The sequence below is a fragment of the Cognatundibacterium aquatile genome (genome assembly GCF_014699135.1).
Taxonomy (GTDB): Bacteria; Pseudomonadota; Gammaproteobacteria; order Burkholderiales; family Burkholderiaceae_D; genus Undibacterium; species Undibacterium aquatile.
The window spans coordinates 74,330-92,809 of record NZ_JACOFT010000005.1; the positions used below are offsets into that span (position 1 = coordinate 74,330).

Below are 18,480 nucleotides of genomic sequence, written 5' to 3' on the forward strand. Positions count from 1 at the left end.
GTGGAATGACGCAAATTCCAGGTGTCGACGTAGAAGTTAAGCTGCACAGGCCAGCGTCGGTCATCTGTACGCCAGCCTGATGCGTTTGATCATGCACATCCAGAAAATGAAAGTACATTTTCTGCGGTTGCACTTGAAATAATTGAATTGAGAAACAGGCTTTCCGCGCAGATGGATGATCTGGCGCACAGGAATAAGCTGAAGCACAACTGAATGTACAGATATTTGAATGAGCAGCTGCAGCGCCATCGCCAGCACTGTTGCTTGTTCAGGTACGCAAAAAAGACACAAAAATGAATCAATACGAATATCAATTTGATGTGGAATCTGAAGGTATCGCTTCAAGAGTGGTGCGCCTTGCCGGTATGGATAAACGGGTGCTGGAGTTAGGCTGTTATTCGGGACACATGTCAAAGATATTAGTGGATCGTGGCTGCGAAGTTGTTGGTCTGGAAATGGATGCAGAGGCGGCAGAGGCTGCGCGTAAAATTTGCTCACAAGTGTACGAAGTCGACCTCGACGATGATCAATGGGTGGCGCTGCTGAAAGACCAACCCAAATTTGACGTGGTGATTGCTGCGGATGTTCTCGAGCACCTGCGTGATCCCGGCAAATGCTTATCCCGGGTTCGTAGCTTGATGAGTGAAAACGCAACCCTGATCGTTTCGACTCCCAATATTGCTCACGGTGGCGTGATTGCCAGTCTGATGCAAGGAAGTTTTCAATATCGTGATACGGGTTTGCTGGATCGTACTCACGTCCATTTTTTTACCGAGCAAAGCTTGCGCGATATATTAAAAGAGCAGGGCTTTGTCGTCGGGCATTTTGATAGTGTTGAAGCTGGTGCTGATCATCCGGAATTTTCAGAGTACTGGAATCAACTGACGCCAGAGTTACGCGATACCATTTTACGTATGCCGAATGCAATGGCATTCCAGTTTGTTGTCAGTGCGACTAAGCGCAATACTTCTGTTGATGCAGCGACACTTTATGAAACGCAGCGGCAGTTTGAGATCACCAAGCGTAGCATTCGCGCTTTGCAAGACCAGGCACAAGCACAGATCGCAGCAATTCAGGAAGAAGCGCAGCGGCATATCATACTGGTAGAGCAGAGAGCGGATACGCTTGAAGCGCATCTGAGAGTAATCGAGACTCAGTTGAGAACGACGGAACAGCAGCTTGATGCTGACCGTCGGCAACTGGCTGACCTGAAAAACGACACTGCGCAGCAACAGGCCTTGATTCATGAGCAAATGGACGTCATAGAAAGTCAGCACAAATCTCTTGAAAGCCAACGTATTCTTGTTGAGGAAAAAATCAGTGCGCTGGCGCAGTTAAATGCCGAGTTGCAGAATACCCAGCAGATATTGCATTCGGTCGTTAACTCCAGCAGCTGGAAACTGACTTCACCGTTTAGATTTCTCGCAAGAAAAATCCCGCAAAAACCGCGCTGGTTCCTGCATGTCTGGCTGCACAGATTTTATGTGGTCGGTAAGATTTTGCTCACCAAACCCATATCTGGTTGGGCCGAAGTTGCACGTGCACGTCAGCAAGCGCAAGCTACCCCGCCAGCGGTTGCTGCCGGACCGCATTTTTCACCTCCGGTGGACGATCATAGTGTTGCCATGCCTTTGCAGTACGATATTGCGCCGTGGGAAAGTACACCGTCTCTGGCGGTCGTCTGCCACATGTACTATCCCGACCTGGCGGAAGAGTTTGCGAACTATTTTTCCAATATCCTGTTTCCGTTTGATTTGTATATCACGACCGATACGGCAGAAAAAAAAGCCATTATCGATACCTTTTTTTCTGACTGGACAAAAGGCAAAGTCGAGGTGCGTATCGCGCAGAACCGCGGCAGGGATATTGCACCTAAGCTGATCAGTTGCAGGGATGTCTACGATAACTATGAATATATCCTGCATATGCATACTAAAAAGTCTCCGCATCGCGGCCATGAAAATGGCTGGCGCTCGTTCTTGCTGGACACCCTGATAGGCACGCCTAAAACGGTTGATAGCGTGTTTGAAGCGTTCAGAACAAATCCTCGTCTCGGCATGATTGCGCCACAACATCTTGAAGACATCCGGCCTTATGTTGGCTGGGGCTGGAATTTTGAGATTGCGCGACAATTCGGGCAGCGGCTGAGCATCCCTTTATCGCTTGATGGCGCGGTTGATTTCCCTTCGGGGTCGATGTTCTGGGCTCGCTCTGCCGCCCTGAAACCTCTGCTGGACATTAATCTGACGTTTGAAGATTTTCCTGTAGAGGCGGGACAAATCGATGGCACGCTCGGCCATGTGATCGAACGTTTTTATTTCTTGTGTGCAGAGAAAGCGGGCTTTGAATGGATGAAAATCGCTTTAAAGCCGATGCATCCACAGTTTGCGGACCGGGTTCTCGACATCAAGAGTCGCGAGCAGTTACAGCAGTACATGAAACAGCACACGCAGAATTTGCTGGAAACCCATGAGAATGCAGAACCGGTCCGATCCGGAACTGCACCTGCGGTGACCAGATCACAAAAATCGCAGTATTCCAGAGCTTTTCAGAAATCCGGCTATCGCGCATCTATGAGTCTTAGCCAGTTCACCGAACAGGCAGCTTTGCTGGCATCGGGTCAGGAAAGTGAAATTGATTTTGACGAAAAATTTTATCTTGAGGTAAACCCCGATGTTGCTCAGCAGGTCAAAATCGGTGCTGCCCCTTGTGGTTATGTGCACTATTGCCTGTCTGGTCAGTTTGAAGGTCGCTTATGGAGTGACAGGCAATTGACGCGGCAGTTCAGGCAACGTCCACGGCTGGCACAGGGTTTTGCGACACCGGTGAACTTGCGTGCATCCCCTGTGTATGGTCCTGATCTGCATGCGTTACCGGAAAGTGATAAACCATTTTTACTGATTTTCTTTTCGCACTTGCAGGACGATTTATTTTTTGCAGGTTATACCGAATTCTTTAAAGATTTTCTGCCTGTTTTCGAGGCGTTCAACCGCGTTGTGTTGTCGGTAGCAACGCCACACTTTAATCCAAAATTGGCTGCGCGTTATTCAGACAAAATTGAAGTCATTCATGACGCAGAATTAAGCCGCTTGCAGGTTCGCCCGAATGTGATTGTCAGCTTCAACAGTGAATTGTTGCTGAAAGCCCGTGATATTTTCGGTGACCTGGCCCGTACGATTTATTATTGCCAGGATTTCGAAGCTGGATTTTTCCCGATGGGAACCAGTTATGTGCGCTCAGAAATGGCGATTGCCAGCTCGCATAACATCATCGTTTCCAGTGCATTGCTTAAGAAATTCTTGCAACATCGTGGCTTGCTGACAGAGCAGCAAAACGTTTATGTGACGACTCCCGGGATTGAGGTCGTCGAGGTTGTACCTGAAAAAAGTAAGCGCATCTTCTTCTATTTCCGTCCTGAGCAATTTAACGCCAGAAATCTGCCGGAAATGCTGATGGAAGCGGTTGAACAGTTCTGTGTAAAACACACGGGTTATGAACTCTATTTACTCGGTTCAGTAGATACCTGCTTGTCTTACTCATTGAATGGCAATCAGATTTTTGTGATTTCCAAGCTGAGTAAAGATGAGTACGTTAATTTCCTGAAAACCTGCGATGCGGCAGTCTCCATGATCTATTCGGCTCATCCCGGCGTGATTGCATTCCAGACGGCAGCATCGGGAATACCGACAGTCACCAATGTGTTTGATAACCGCGATGCTGAATTCCTGCAAAGCGTATCGGCCAATATGGTTCCGTTTGATCCAGTTCGGGAACGTCTGCTTGATCGTCTCGAAGTTGCATTGGCGATGCCGAAGGGAACGCCATCTTTTAACCGCGACCTGTATCAGACGATGGAAAGCGTTAGCCTGGCTCAATACGTTGACGCCGTATTGCACTCTGAACGGAGTTGACATCAGTGCATGGCTGAATCAGTCATGCATTGATCGGTAAATATAAATAAGGGCTGATCTGCCAGATGACAGGTCAGCCCTTATTATTTTGCACCGCGTTATATCAGGTGTTTATTGGTCTGTGCCTGATGCTCAGAGCTCAGGAGCCAGATAAACTCAGCACTTCATCCACGGTGGTAATTCCTTGCCATACTTTCAGCATGCCGTCGTCGCGCAATGAGCGAATCTTTTTACTGCGCAGATAATTAATGATGTCCGCCTCGCTGACTTGCGTCAGGATCTGATGTTGCACAGTCTCATCAATTTCAAACAGCTCATAGATCGCCACTCGACCTGAAAAACCGGTGTGGTTACACTGCTTACAGCCCACAGGAGCACGTAATTTAGGTTCCGGCACAAGTGCATCACGCCATTCTTTAACGCCTTCCAGCAGTACTTTATGTGTTTCCAGTGAGACTTCTGCAGGAACCGCACAGGCCTCGCACAGGCAGCGTACCAGCCGTTGTGCCATCACACCTTTCAAACTGGAGCCGAGCAGGAAGGGTTCTATACCCATATCCATCAGACGCGTTACCGCACCGGCAGCACTATTCGTGTGTAAAGTCGAGAATACCAGATGCCCGGTGAGTGCCGATTGCACGGCGATAGACGCTGTTTCCTGATCGCGGATCTCACCGATCAGCACCACATCGGGATCATGGCGCAGGATAGAGCGCAAGGCAGAGGCGAAGGTAAAGCCGATATCGGCATTCACCTGAATCTGCGAGATGCCTTGCAGACGGTATTCGACCGGGTCTTCGACGGTGATAATTTTATTCAAACCATCGTTACCGATATCGAGAGCCGTGTACAGCGTGGTCGTTTTACCCGACCCGGTCGGCCCTGTCACCAGTACGATGCCGTTTGGCATCTTGATCCAGCGTTTAAATAAGGCCGCGTGATCAGGCATCATCCCCAGATCTTCGAGGTGATAAGGTTTCCGATCCTGACGCAGCAAACGCATTACCACCGATTCGCCCATCGCACTTGGTAATACCGAGACACGTACATCAAACACTTCGCTGTTGACCCGCGCGGTCATGCGGCCATCTTGCGGTAAGCGCCGTTCAGCAATATCGAGCTGTGACAGGATTTTAATACGGCAAACGGTCGCGTCGAATTTATCCAAAGGAAAGCGGCTCAGATCCTGCATTACGCCATCGACCCGCAGGCGAATAGCGAATTCATATTCGCCCGGTTCTACGTGAATATCCGAAGCGCGTCGCGTCACTGCCTGCGATAACACGGTATTCACCAGTTCGATAATCGGGCCTTCTTCCGCCAGTTCGCGCAGATGCATGACGTCGCCGCTCATTGCCATCTTCGGCTCGCGTCGCTCCAGTGCCGCATAGAACGCCTCGAAAGAAGACGGGCGTACCAGCGCAAATTGCAAAGGTGTGGCAGCAGGTGCTTTTAAACGTAAGACTTCCAGCACGCTTGCATTCAGTGTTTCTTTAGACGCACAGCAAGTGACACCGGTTTCTTCGTTGCTCCAGATAATCATGCCTTGCGACTGACACCAGTGCGGCAGGATTTCCCATTGTGTGATCGTGCTGTGAAATGTCGATTGGGCATGGTGCAGCTCATCATCGCTCAGCAGCGGCAAACCAGTGTACTCAGACAGATGCTGATACAGCACCTCTTCGGATAAGGCGCCCATACGCACCAGCATTGCAGGTAACGGCGTGAACTGATCGAGCTGAAGCAGGCGTACATTATCGAGCACCTCAGCCGGAACAAGATGATTCGTTTGTAAATACTGATCGAAAGATAATTTTGTGCTCATGGATACTGACTACAAATGCTATATAGCGGATAAAAAGAACGAAGCGGAACGCGGGCTGAACTCTTCAGCACAATCTGCTTGTCCAGGAAAATTATTTGGTCGCAATTTTGATGTCATTCGCGACGCTGTACCAACGTCCACCAGCTTTGACCACCAGAAGTAAATCGGCGTTTTTACTGAATTTCGCCTTAATTTTTGCCTCAGCCTTGCCTATTCCCGGTGTTGAGACCGCGGTGATAAACATAGGTTCTTTGTCTGCCGGAGACTGGTTAAACAGCATGAAAAATTCAGTACCGGGTATTTCGCTGACCATGCGTATGCTCATGATGCCAGCAACTGCGATCGTGGGTGAATCCAGCAGCAAATAGTCTGATTTTGTCAGTGTCGTTTTACTGACGGGGGGGCGCATCATGGCCAGCACAGCATCGACCGTACCGGCTTTGGTCATTTCCGGTATCAGGTCTTCTATGCTATTGACCACTTTGGTCGGAGCGGTCTGGGCTTGTGCAGAAACGGGGGCGACGCTGGAGAGCAAAGTGAAGGAAAGCAGGCTTAATGCACAAATACAGCGCGACAAACGACGCACATAAAATTTATTCGAAGACATACGAATCCAGTAACAAAACAAGAATAAAACAGTGGTATCAACATTAACAAGCCATTGGGCCATCAACTCAACCATCAACCAATGCTTAACAAAAGCAGCTGTGCCGCATTACTGGCGTTGCTGGTTGCCGCGCCATTGTGGAAAACCGTGATATTGAACAACATATCACAAAGAAAGCCAAGCGTTGATTCCGGGTGAAGGGTTTAAGTTTGGAACCCAGGCTATGAATCTGAGCCTTGATGAAGGAAATCAATAAGTCAGATTGATCAATAAAGCGTGGATGCATAAAAAAAGGGAGGCTTGCGCCTCCCTTTTTAATCAGTAGAACTAGTTAGCAATAACCAGAATTACTTAGCCAGACCGCGTTGTGCGTCTTGATCGTTCAATTGAGAATCGTATGCACGATCTGTTGAAGAATCAAAGTCAACGCCTTGTGAAGAGGAAGCTTCGATGAAGTTACCGTTAGAACCGTTCAACAGGTAGTTCTGAACTTTCAACGCGCTAACGCCTTCAGCTGTAACACGCAGACGCTCGCCCAAGCCTTGTGCTACTGGAGCAACAGCACCTGCAACATAGCCAGTACCGTTAGTTACTGGTGTACCTGTCAACAACGCATCGATTTGTGTCGAAGAGAAGTTAGCAGCAGCACGTGGTGCCAATGTTGTGATCTGACCCCAACCACCGTAGGAACCATCAGAGTGGATCAACTGACCGTAGATCGTTGCTGTGTTGGTTTCACTTGGGTTGATCAAACGGATGTAAGATGCCCAACCTTGGTTTTTGGAAGTAGCGTAGTTACGAACGTCCACTTTCACGCCACCAACCAGACCAGCCAATGGTTTTGTGCATGAGTTGTTTTGTTCGTTCAGGTATGTTGTTGTACCTGCTGCTTTTGTCAGAGTTGCAGTAGCAGAGAATGTAGATACTGGAACTACTGAAGTACCTGGGATTGTGTAGAACACATACAGAGGTGCTGCCAATTCAGCTGCTGTCAGCGTTGTGTTGCTGAAAGTGATTGTGTTGCCAGTAGTAGAAGTTACTGCTGGAGACAGGATCGCGCCAGATGCTGGTGCTGTGTATGTATCAGCTGTTGTAGACAGACCTACTGTAGAACCAACAGCAAAACCTTGGCTAGCAGTGATAGCGATATCGTAAGATTTCAACTCAACAACACCAGTTGTTTTTGTCGCTGCATTTGCACCGAAAGTAACGCCGGAAGCAACTGCATACACTGTGTTAGAACCAGAGTCAGAGCCGTTAGCATCTTGCTTAACAGTGATAGAACCCAATTGAGCCACTGTAGTAGAACGGAAACCGTTCAGTGCTGGCAATACGGAAGCTGCTGCAGTACCTTTGAACAGTGTGTTACCTGTTGATGGGTCAACACGTGCCAGATTAACGGAAGCTGCTGTCAGACCCAGAGACAAGTTTGTTGGGAATGTGAACAGTGTACCGTTGTTAGTGCTGCCTGAACGTTGGTGTTCATTCGCTGCATTTGCGTTCAATACGTCGTCAGCTTGTGCTGTAGAAGTAACGTTAGCAAAGTGTTTGAACGCTACGCCCAGAGTTGGGATAGTGTTAGTACATGGTTGAACAGCGCCAACCAGTGTGTACAGACCGGAAACAGTTGCAGCAACACCTGCTGTACCGTTAGAACCTGGACCACCAGCACCTGGAGGAGCAACTACTACGCCAGTGTTAGTTACTGTATCGTTGAAACGTACAGCTGGAGTAACGAATGTTGTACCTGCAGATTGTGGGAATGTAACGTTCGCGTACAGTACTTTTTTGTCAGCGCTCAGAGTTGGAGTCGTTACAGTGTATTTTGTGTAAGGAATACCAACACCGTTTGCATCAACCAGAGTGATCGCAGATGCGTTACCAGCTGTCGCGAATGTGCCGCTAGCCAATACCAATTGGATCTGGAAAGTTTGGGAAACCAGAGTTGCATCGATATCACCAGCGAAACGATAAGAAACTGGAGGAGCTGAAACAGCTTGTGCATCATTTACGATAACTTCGTGAGCGATAGCAGAAGATGAAGATTGGATTTGACCTGCGGAAGCTACGTTAGCAGCGAAGGCAGCAACCAGGCTAGCCGCCAGGATACTTAATTGTTTTTGTTTCATTTGAATAGCCTCTCTAGAAAAGACATTAAATTGTTACGTAATAAATGTACAACGTACGTTTGCTACAAGTACTTGTCATACGAGTACTCATATGACTAGCCGATGAAGATTAAAACATGTTTTTTCAATTGCAGCAAGTTCCCATGTGCAGTTATGTCGAAAATATAACTTTCTCTTCTTTCGCCAGGCATATTCCTAAGATCGACAACGATATAATACGTAGCGGCGTGATTCTGCGCTGTATTTCTTACGTTTGTACACATGTGTGTTGTGTATAGGATACACTTCCAGGCATTAAGTTTGATTAATTCCGGATTTTGGCTTGCTTTCTCATTCTTTTTTTAATTAAGGATGTTGTAAAGCAGCTCTGAGTGAGTGCATACAAGAGTTTCACTACTGTTGTATTCCGTTGTCTTATACAATCCGTGCACATTCGCTGCGCCAAGCCTTTTCAGCCTGGAACGGTTTTTTTCGCTATATATATATGCTGAGTTTTTTAATTTTCCCTTATGCCGGAATTTCGTTATCAAGCTACTGACGCGCAAGGCGCCGTGGTGAAAGGTGTGCTGACTGTAGAAGATCAGACTGAGGCGATGACGCAATTGCAACGTCGCGGTTTAATGGTGTTTGAAATGCAGGAAGTCGCCGCTTCCCGCAGCAGTCGTATCTCTCAACCCAAGCGCGCGGGGCGCGATGCGATTCTGGTGGTACTGCAGGAACTGGCTACTTTACTGGATGCCGGGGTGACGCTGGCAGACGCGGTGGAGAATGTTGCCAGAGGATATCAGGACTCACCTCTGGGTCTTGCCTTTAATAAAATCTATTCACAATTGCGCGGTGGTATTGCTTTCTCTAAGGCGTTAATCGATGCTGATTTGCGCTTGCCTAATTATGTTGTTGAACTATGCCGCGCTGGTGAATCTACTGGTAAGTTGGCGGGTTCTTTGCGCTCCGCAGCAGAACAGCTTGAATTAGAGCAAAACTTCCAGCGCGAGGCGCGTAACGCACTGATTTACCCTATGGTGCTGATCGTTAGTGGTTTTCTGGCAACATTGCTGGTGTTTGTCTTCGTGGTGCCGAAGTTTGCCAATATTCTGAGTAATCCTAAAGCGGATATACCGACGATTTCTCTGTGGGTGTTGGCGACGGGAATGTGGCTGACAAAAAATAAGCTGTTATTAGGTGCCTTGCTGGCGGGTGTTGCCGGTAGTGCTTTCGCTTTGTTGCGTCAGGAGAAAGTGCAGCAAAATTTATGGAACTGGGCAGCAGGTTTGCCTGTCATTGGTAGCTGGATTATGCATACTGAAATGGCGCGTTGGAGTTCTATGTTCAGTGTGTTGCTGCAAAACCATGTTTCGATATTGGAAGCGCTGGCACATGCGCAGAACGCTTTGCGCGGTGATGCCTGGCGGCAAAAAGCTGCGCTGATTCTGAGTGATGTGCGTGGTGGTAAGACTTTGGCGGAATCTTTGCAGTTGCATCAGTTTATCGACGCGACCGGCGTCAATCTGGTACGGGTGGGCGAACGTTCTGGTGCTCTCGGTAAGACGACTGCTTCACTGGCGCAGATGCATCGCATGCATAGTCAGCAGCAGATGCGTCAGTTTTTGATTTTGTTGGAACCGGTGACGATTTTGTTGGTGTCGGTGGTGTTGGGCGGCATCATGATTTCGGTGATGCTGGCGATCACCAGTCTGACGAATGTGATTTAAGGCGGAAGGCGGAGTCGCCCGCTTTGGCCGGGCGTGGCTCGTCGTCATGTCAGTAAGTCGCTTGCTGATTTTATTTTTTAATACGAAGATTATTTTGAAAGGTTGTGCTATGCATAGTAAGCAACAATTACAAACAGGGCTGCTGAAGAAGCACGCAGGTTTTACACTGCTGGAAATGCTGGTAGTGATGGTGATCATCGGTTTGCTGGCAGGTCTGGTCGGACCGCGTATTTTCGGTAAGGTAGATAGTTCTAAAGTGCAGACTGCACAAACGCAAATCAAGATGCTGGAAAGCGCATTGAATATCATGCGTCTGGATGTGGGGCAAACGCCGCCGCAGGATCAGGGTTTGCAATGGCTGCTGGCGGCACCGCAAGATCCATCGTTGCAATCCTTGTGGAAAGGCCCGTATATCGAGGGTTCGGTACCGGCTGATCCGTGGGGTAACCCTTATCAATACAAAACGCCGGGTGTTGATAACAAGGCGTTTTCAGTCTATTCGTTTGGTGCCGATGGTAAAGCCGGTGGTGAGGGCTTGAATGCCGACATCGGTCTGGGTGCGAATGTTGCCCCGACGACCAAATAAGCTGAACAGATTCTGACGCGTTGTATTCATTCATTCCCGCCGTTTATTTTGCCGAATCTTTTGTCGCCTCTGCTCTGTATAGATAAGCACATTGCTTGTCATCGTTTGCCGATTCTGCGAACGACGGCGCTATCGTCACACCGACCCATTGCGCAGGGTTTCACGTTGATAGAAATGATGGCAGTGCTGACGTTGGCGGCATTAATGGCGGGTGTTGCCATTCCTGCTATGCAGCGTTGGTTTGAATCGATTTCTGAACGGGCGCAATTGACTGAAGTGTCGATACAGTTTCAGCGTCTGGCTTCGAGAGCGGCATTATTATCGCAAACCGTGAAGCTTGATAAACAAAGCTGGAATAGCAAGTTGAATGACGGTGAACCCGCATTGAGTCTGCCTGAGGGGTGGGCGGTCAGTAGCGACAAGAGCGTGATTTTTTATCACAGTGGTGTTTGTGCCGGTGGCGAAATTGATCTGAGTGCGCCGCAAAAACGCCAGATACGACTGCTGATTGCGCCTGTGTCTTGTGACGTCAGTATTGTCAAACACTAATCCATGAAGAGTAACCGATTCCGCCTTCGTTATTTATCTGCCGGACAGCAAGGTTTCAGCCTGCTGGAGATGATTGCTGCGCTGACCATTCTGACGATAGGTTCGGTCGTGTTGTTCAGCTGGTTGGGGCAAACGATGGGGCAATTGACACGTTTTCAGTTACAGGAAACAGAGTCGATGGCACGCATACAGGCGGTGCAGTTTCTGTCGAATCAGAACCCGGTAGCGACACCTGCAGGTAAGCAGATATTTGATCAGTTTTATCTCGAGTGGACGTCGGCAGCGATATCCGAAACGCGTGAATCCGTTTCCCCGCAAGATGGATTGGGTTTGTATCAGATCACTTTATATAACGTGCAGTCCAAGGCATTTCATCATGACGGACGTGAATGGTTTGCATTTTCGGTAAAACTGGCGGGCTACAAACAGGTGCGAAATCCGACAGCGGATAAGCCGTTTTAATTGTGAAAATGATTCCCCCCATGCTTGTACGCATCACGACTTCCCGACCCGGCTTGCAGAAGCAAGCTGGCCTGACGCTGATCGAATTACTGGTCAGTCTGGTGATACTGGGTTTTGTGGTGACAATTATGTCGGGCGCTTTCTACCAGGTTGCGCAGGTGGTGAGAATCGCCGAAAACGTCAATGGCAACTTTCAGGGACAGTGGGTGAGACTGAATGCGCTCAGGGATCTGGTGGCGAATCTGGCTTTACCTAAAAACGTCGAAAAGCCTTTTACCGGTAATGACACCAGCTTTGAAGCCTACACACTGGCGATGCCCCAGGGCGACTGGGGGCAGGTGACTCTTGCAACGGCGACGCTGAAGCCCAATGCGGATGGCGGTACTGACTTGTCCGTCAGCGCTGAAAATATGCCGCCGCTGATCGTCGCTTCCTGGAAAATGCCGGTAGTACTGGAATACCAGACGATACAAGGCACGATGGAATCCATCTGGCCGCCGATGTCCGGCAAGGCAGAGGATGGTTTGCCGAGAGCAGTTGTGATTCGCGCAAAATCGGGCGAGCAACGCGTGCAGATGTTAGCCGTGTACGATGGCATCCGGAAGCCAGAGTCCGACGGTACTAAAGATCTGGCGCGTTTATTGGGTATTGAATCGAAATGATTGTGTATCGCTTACGTTCATCGACGGAGCAAGGCTTTGCGCTTGCAGCCGTGTTGTGGCTGCTGGCAGGTCTTACGATATTGGCAGCGATGATCAGTCAGTCGAATCAGATATTGGCAGAGCGTCAGGCAAAGCTGAAGCAGCGCGCCGATGCGGAGCAGGCATTTTTGTCCAGTCGTAGCGAGGCTTTATTCTGGATATCAACCAGTCGCGCCACGAAGGACGGTTTTGGCTGGCCCGGAACGTATTTGCAAGTCGATGGACGTGGCTATGCTGGGGCTGAAAAAAGTACAATTCAGTTGCAGGACATAAAAGGGTTATTGTCGCTGAACCGGCCAGACCGGGCGAAGCTGGCGCGGCTGCTGGTCGCGTGCGGCGCTGCCGAAGGAGAAACGGATGCGCTGATTGATGCGCTGGAAGATTATCAGGAACCCGGTAAGCTCAAGCGTGTCAATGGTGCAAAGGATTTTGAATATGCTGCAGCGGGTATGCGTCCGCCGCGTGGCGCACCATTGTTGGCCGAACCGGAAATCTGGCGGGTCTTTGGCTGGTCGGCATTGGAAAAAAGCTGGACTGAACAACACTGCTTTGAAGATGTCACAGTATTCGGTGATAAATCTTTTAACGCAAGTACCGCGACGCCGCGTGCGCTCGCTGCTTATGGCCTGACCGCGGAGCAGGTGTCTCAGGTCGAGCAGGAGCGCGTTAAAAATGAATCGACCCTGATCAGCCGGATACAGCAGGCCAATGATGCCAGCGGATTTATGGGCTTTGCGTCGGGCAGGGTGCCTTCTCGCACTTTCCGGATAACGCATACTGCACCGGATATGCCGTGGGCATTGAGATATGAATTAAAAATAGCAACAAATACAGAGGGAGTCCCGTGGTTCATTTTTTCACCACGCAGATTGCCTCTGGCATCGGTTATGATACCGGCTGGTCGCGCCGAATGGCCGAGAATTGACCAAATATCTGAAACGGACAAGAATGCAATTACGCAACCGATTTTACCTTTCTGACATTGCTGAACCAAAAGCAAAAGAAATTATTGCAAAGCAGAATGCGCGAACTGCCTGGTTCAAGCCGCTTTGGATTTTGCCAAGATCGTGGTGCGTGACGACTTCGCTGCAGGCGAAGGGCGTGCCATCCCATAAAACGCAAGCGTTTGTCCAATTACATTTACATCGTCTGGCGCCTTTTGCTGGCAGCGGTGTGTATGCCTGCCGTTCCGGTGACTGGGTACACCTGTGGTTTTGGGAGAATCGTAAGGTCAGGGATATCTGCGAAAAGCATGGGCTGGATATCAGCAATATGCAATTCGCTCCGGAAAGCGTATGTTTTCCGAAACGCAAAGATGGCGCCGTGTTGATTCAGTGTCAGCAGGGTGTGGAAGCGCAGTTATGGCATCAGGGTTTATTGGTGGACAGCGCCTGGTGGCCGGAGCGTGTCAGCGACGATGAATGGCAGACATGGCGTCCGGGTTCGGCGGCAGTGACTGGCGCACGTGCGCAGATTGCTTCGTGGCCGGAGCAGGTGCCGGCGCATGTGCAGTTAGCCGAATCAGGTTTGAATGACCCCACCTATCGTCTGGCAGAACCATGGGGGCGCAATCTTCTGGGCGTGCAATGGTGGCATGCGCTGAAAAATTTCCGCGGTGATGTGTTGGCAGTGGTCGCGGTGGTGGTACTGGCTTCGTATGGAGCTTATCTTGGTGCTCAATGGTGGTCGATCGAGTCTCAGTTGAAAGTTACCGATCAGGAAATTGATTCCTTGTCCGCCAAAGTTGAGCCTATTAATACTGCCCGCAGTAAGGCAATGTCTTTGCAGCAATGGACAACGAAACTGGCGGCGCTGCGTAGTCGCGATGAGGTCAGGGAATTGTTGAAAAACTTGCGCCCGCTGTTGCAGAAACAGGATGCGGCTCTGCGGGAGTTTGAATATCAGGACGGAGAAGTACGCCTGATGCTGGTTCCCGTGAACACAGAATTGAATATCGTTGGCGTGACACAGGATCTGGAGTCGATGAAGTTACTCAATAGCATACGTTTATTGCCGGATAGCGATGCGCGTCTGATGAAGATATCAGCCAAAATCGCGCCGAAAGTCGTGAAGCCAGAAAGTAGTGCGAATGGAGCACCGGAAACAAAAACACCAGCAACGCCTGCAGCACTTGCATCACCGAAGACAGCAGAGCAGAAAAAAACAGGACAGATGGATTCTTCAGTAATACCGCGTAGCGGCAAGCGGGAAAAGGGCGAATAAGATGCAAACAGGTGAACGTTTCTGGCAATTAGTTGGTGCTGCCATCTTCATACTCTGCGCTTATGGTCTGGCAGAATTATTTGATAGTAATACAGCCCGGCAAAAACAACTGGCGAATCAGCAGCAGTTGTTAGTGCGTCAGCAGGCGGCATTAAAAGAGAGTCGCTGGGATCAGAAGTTGAAGGATGCAGAGCAGGTTCAGAAAGCATGGCTTGCTTATTTGCCGGTTGAAAAATCCCCCACTTTTGCGAAAGCACGTTTACTGAGTGATGTGCGACAGTTGGCTAAAGACGCAGGTATTGTCGGCGCAACGGTATCGGCGCTGGATGCCGAGGGCGGAGAGAAGACCGGTACCGCGTTAACCAGTTACGGCGCGGGTAGTGGCTCTTCTGTTCAGGATAAGACAAAGAGCAGCCTGCCATCGGGCGTACAGATGATTAAAGTCACCTTGATCGGTCGTTTTGATCCTGTGCCTTTCGGACGTTTGCTTGATACTCTGGAAGATGCGCAGAAATTTACGGTTGTTGAACGTGTACTGGTGCGCGGGACACAGTTAGAAGTCAATATCCGCTGCTATTGGCACTTAGATGCTCAGGCCGATAAGTTAGCTGCAGCCGCTACTGATGCTGCGCCGGTTGCGAAAGATATCTGAACCATGAACATGATGCTTAGTTTAAAAAAAATATCGAGGCAGCAGTTGATTGCTGCTGGCGTGATTGTGGTTGGCATTGTGGCGGGTGCAGTCGCAGGATTTTTCTCGATTTCCGCCACCGGTCTGGTGACGCAGAACAGTGCTGACGAGCCTTCCGCGAAAGATGCTCCGTTTGTATTGCCAGCTTCTCCCCCGGTAAAAAAAGCAGTCAGTCCTGTGACAGAGGATGCGGCACAGCTGGCCGCGAAGAGTGCACAAAAAGCAGAAGAGGAATTAGCCGATCAGCGTATGTGGGAAGCAACGGCCAAGCAGCCTTTGCCACCACGTAAAGAACCGATGACACCACCGCGCTGGCGCGTTGTCGGTATCACCTCGGTAGGATCAGTAAAAAGCGTATTGCTATTGTTCGAAAATCAGCCAGTTACAGAGGCGAGAGGAATCGGAGATAAGCTTCCTGGTGGCGCAAAAATTGTCGACATCGCTCAAGACCATTTGAAGATTGTACTCAATGGTCAAACTATGAAATTGAATTTACGTAAGCAATGAAAAAATTTCCTTTTGGCCGTCATGGCAATAAATCTTTGTACAGCGCCTGGCCCGTTTCTGCGTTGGGACTGTTGCTGGCATTGAGCGGATGTGTAGATACGAAACTGGTTGTGCCTAAACGTATCGACTTTGAACGCAGCCCTCAGACTGACGCTGCATCTTTGCTCGGTGAGCAGCAGATGAAGCGGACGTATTCTGAGACGGATACGCCGAAAATGCCAGCGACGATCAGTGGTGAAAAACGGCCAGTGCAAAATCAGGCTGCTCCTGCCAATGACAAAGCTGATCTGACGGTTTCTTTCGATCAGATGCCTTTACCGACCTTCATTCAGGCAGTTTATGGCAGTGTGCTGAAAGCAAATTATTCTATGGACGGCGCGGTGGCAGCGCGTACCGATCTGGTAACTTTTCATATTCCTCAGCCAACGACGAATGCTGAATTATCGCGTTTGTCACGCATGCTGTTGAAGAGTTATGGCGTTGCTGTACAAGATTTTGGTGGTGTGGTTCGTATCGTGCCTGACAATGCTTCCAGTAGTTACTCACCAGCGATACGGCGTGGTCGTGCCAGCCCGGAGACGCCGCAGAGTCTGCGCCCGGTATTTCATTATGTTGAGCTGGATGCTGTGCGGGTGAATGACTTCAGTAGTTTGCTTAAGACCATGTTTGGCGCCAAGATTCAGACTACTGACGACCTGGCGAAAAATGCGATTCTGATCAGTGGTCAGCCGGACGATGTCGCTGCGGCGATGGAAGTAATACAGGTATTTGACCAACCGTCCATGCGTGGTCAACGCACCAAGCGCGTCAGCCCGGTATTCTGGACAGCCGAAGAATTCAGTAAACGTCTGGTGGAAGTTCTGAGTGCAGAAGGCTATGCCGCCAGCACCAGCGTTGGTGCAGGTACGCCAATCCTGATACTGCCGATTCCACCGATTAACAGCGTGATTATTTTCTCTTCGTCTGAAACGGTGATGAATCACGCTTTGCAGTGGTCCAAAGAACTGGATAAGCCCTCTGAGAGTCAAGCTGGAGGTGCTTTCTTCACCTACCCAGTAAAATATGCTGATGCGCAGGCACTGGCGAAAACCTTGTCTGAACTGATAGGCGGTTCAACTTCATCCACAGTGCCGGCAGCCACCGGAACCGGTGCGAACGCAGCGGCAACTGCTACGGCAGCAGCATCAGGAAATCGCGGCGGCTCTAAAATTGTTGTCAACAATGCGACTAATAGCCTGATTATTCAGGGTGGTGGCGCTGATCAGTATCGCCAGTGGATGGCATTATTGGCTGAGCTTGATAAACCGAGCAAATCAGCACTGATCGACGTGATGGTGGCCGAAGTGACCGCCGGAACCAGTAATTCGCTTGGTGTTGACTGGAGCGTAAAGAATGGCACACCGCTTTCCGGAGCTTTGCCGATGAGTAAGCTGGGCTCCAGTGGCTTGGCATTCAGCTTTCTGAATTCCGCACACTCCATGCGGGCCGATGTCACCGCATTGGCAAGCAAAAGTGATGCGCAGATTTTATCCAGCCCTAAACTGATGGCCAGAAATGGTGAGACTGCAACGATACAGGTGGCAGATGAAGTGCCAATCCTGACCAGTACCACCACTACACCGGGTGTGCTCACTGGTTCCACAACCACAAACACTGTGCAATATCGTACGGCGGGTATGATTTTGAAGGTTCGCCCTATTATTAATTCCGGTAGCCGTATCGATCTCGATATTTCACAGGAAGTCAGTAATGTGAAATCACTGACCAGCGGCGCGATCACATCACCAACGATAGGTACCCGCAAAGTAGATACCAAACTGACGCTGCGTGACGGTAGTACGGTGATGTTGGCTGGGTTAATTTCCAACGACAACAATTCCTCCGATGGTGGTGTGCCATTGTTGAAAGACATACCGGGTATAGGTAGTTTGTTTAAGAACGAAAGCATGAATAAGAATAAGAAGGAATTAATTATTCTTATCACGCCTTATATTATCAACGATGATTTTGAAGCCGAATCGATCACCAATGCTTTCCAGTCGACACTGGGTGATTGGGCGCGGGATTTGAAATCAAATGCCGATATGACCCGCTTGCGTCGTCCGCCTAGTCTGGAAAATGCGAAGCCGGCAGTAGAAGTTCCGGCCCTGACTCGCGATACAAAATTGGTAAAACCAATGACAGAAGTGGTACCGTCATCTGAACCTCAGGTGTCTTTGCCTGCGACTTCTGTTGAGCCGTCTGTGACAACACCGGCAGCGGTAGTGAAAGACGCGCCGAAGAAACCTGACGCGGATGAGCTTGGTGGTGTGATCATGAGTAAGCCTGTTCCTGCTCCAGTGCAAAATCCGGCTTCAACGACAAGTGCTGCCGGGCAGGACAAATCAGGTGCTAAACCAGCGGTCAAGCCAGCACCGGTCAATAAGCCTTCGAACGTCGTGATGCCGCCGATTCCAGGTGCGAAACTCGTTGAAGATCCTGAGCTTCTGGAAGAGTTGCGCCGTGCAGCCGGTTTGCCAAAACGCTGATATGAAGATCTGAAGTTTAAGCACAAATAAAAAAAGGATGCCGTTTGGC

At 49.7% G+C, this 18,480-nt stretch carries 14 protein-coding genes; 11 read left to right on the forward strand and 3 right to left on the reverse strand.

The window, feature by feature from the left end; translation table 11 throughout:
* Positions 1 to 293 precede the first annotated feature (293 nt).
* Entirely contained in the window at positions 294 to 3,911 is a 3,618-nt protein-coding gene (locus H8K26_RS13620; protein ID WP_190480268.1) for a rhamnosyltransferase WsaF family glycosyltransferase, read from the forward strand.
* Between the two features lie 139 nt (positions 3,912 to 4,050).
* On the opposite strand, the gene H8K26_RS13625 is transcribed toward H8K26_RS13620, so the two are convergent.
* The 3 genes from H8K26_RS13625 to H8K26_RS13635 all read right to left on the reverse strand — a co-directional run bounded on the left by H8K26_RS13625 (position 4,051) and on the right by H8K26_RS13635 (position 8,472).
* Complete coding sequence (locus tag H8K26_RS13625; protein ID WP_190480269.1) at positions 4,051 to 5,736, reverse strand: GspE/PulE family protein; 1,686 nt, start codon at positions 5,734 to 5,736, stop codon at positions 4,051 to 4,053.
* A 91-nt stretch (positions 5,737 to 5,827) separates the two neighbouring features.
* Positions 5,828 to 6,343 (reverse strand): hypothetical protein, encoded by a 516-nt coding sequence (locus tag H8K26_RS13630; protein ID WP_190480271.1) that lies wholly within the window; start codon positions 6,341 to 6,343, stop codon positions 5,828 to 5,830.
* A gap of 347 nt (positions 6,344 to 6,690) precedes the next feature.
* Positions 6,691 to 8,472: a hypothetical protein gene (locus H8K26_RS13635; RefSeq protein ID WP_190480274.1), complete on the reverse strand. Its 1,782-nt coding sequence runs from the start codon at positions 8,470 to 8,472 to the stop codon at positions 6,691 to 6,693.
* A 509-nt stretch (positions 8,473 to 8,981) separates the two neighbouring features.
* On the opposite strand from H8K26_RS13635, the gene H8K26_RS13640 reads away from it, so the two are divergent.
* From H8K26_RS13640 to H8K26_RS13685, 10 genes are all read left to right on the forward strand, one after another.
* The gene (locus H8K26_RS13640) at positions 8,982 to 10,184 is read left to right on the forward strand and encodes a type II secretion system F family protein (protein ID WP_190480275.1); all 1,203 of its coding nucleotides are present in this window, start codon (positions 8,982 to 8,984) and stop codon (positions 10,182 to 10,184) included.
* 109 nt (positions 10,185 to 10,293) lie between these two features.
* The gene (gene gspG / locus H8K26_RS13645) at positions 10,294 to 10,770 is read left to right on the forward strand and encodes a type II secretion system major pseudopilin GspG (protein WP_190480277.1); all 477 of its coding nucleotides are present in this window, start codon (positions 10,294 to 10,296) and stop codon (positions 10,768 to 10,770) included.
* A gap of 105 nt (positions 10,771 to 10,875) precedes the next feature.
* A complete protein-coding gene (locus H8K26_RS13650; RefSeq protein ID WP_263398863.1) occupies positions 10,876 to 11,319 on the forward strand; it encodes a pilus assembly FimT family protein in 444 nt (147 codons plus the stop codon).
* A 3-nt stretch (positions 11,320 to 11,322) separates the two neighbouring features.
* Positions 11,323 to 11,781 (forward strand): PulJ/GspJ family protein, encoded by a 459-nt coding sequence (locus tag H8K26_RS13655; RefSeq protein ID WP_190480281.1) that lies wholly within the window; start codon positions 11,323 to 11,325, stop codon positions 11,779 to 11,781.
* Positions 11,782 to 11,801: 20 nt separating this feature from the next.
* Positions 11,802 to 12,443: a type II secretion system protein gene (locus tag H8K26_RS13660; RefSeq protein ID WP_190480283.1), complete on the forward strand. Its 642-nt coding sequence runs from the start codon at positions 11,802 to 11,804 to the stop codon at positions 12,441 to 12,443.
* Positions 12,440 to 13,462, forward strand: coding sequence for a hypothetical protein (locus H8K26_RS13665; protein ID WP_190480285.1), 1,023 nt, complete (start codon positions 12,440 to 12,442; stop codon positions 13,460 to 13,462). Before H8K26_RS13660 ends, H8K26_RS13665 begins: the two co-directional genes overlap by 4 nt.
* A 94-nt stretch (positions 13,463 to 13,556) precedes the next feature.
* Positions 13,557 to 14,705, forward strand: a complete 1,149-nt coding sequence (locus H8K26_RS13670) for a hypothetical protein (protein ID WP_190480287.1) — start codon at positions 13,557 to 13,559, stop codon at positions 14,703 to 14,705.
* A gap of 1 nt (position 14,706) precedes the next feature.
* The gene (locus H8K26_RS13675) at positions 14,707 to 15,357 is read left to right on the forward strand and encodes a hypothetical protein (RefSeq protein ID WP_190480289.1); all 651 of its coding nucleotides are present in this window, start codon (positions 14,707 to 14,709) and stop codon (positions 15,355 to 15,357) included.
* Between the two features lie 3 nt (positions 15,358 to 15,360).
* Positions 15,361 to 15,903: a hypothetical protein gene (locus tag H8K26_RS13680; protein WP_190480290.1), complete on the forward strand. Its 543-nt coding sequence runs from the start codon at positions 15,361 to 15,363 to the stop codon at positions 15,901 to 15,903.
* Positions 15,900 to 18,431, forward strand: coding sequence for a secretin N-terminal domain-containing protein (locus H8K26_RS13685; RefSeq protein ID WP_190480292.1), 2,532 nt, complete (start codon positions 15,900 to 15,902; stop codon positions 18,429 to 18,431). The genes H8K26_RS13680 and H8K26_RS13685 overlap by 4 nt, the downstream gene beginning before the upstream one ends.
* Positions 18,432 to 18,480 lie beyond the last annotated feature (49 nt).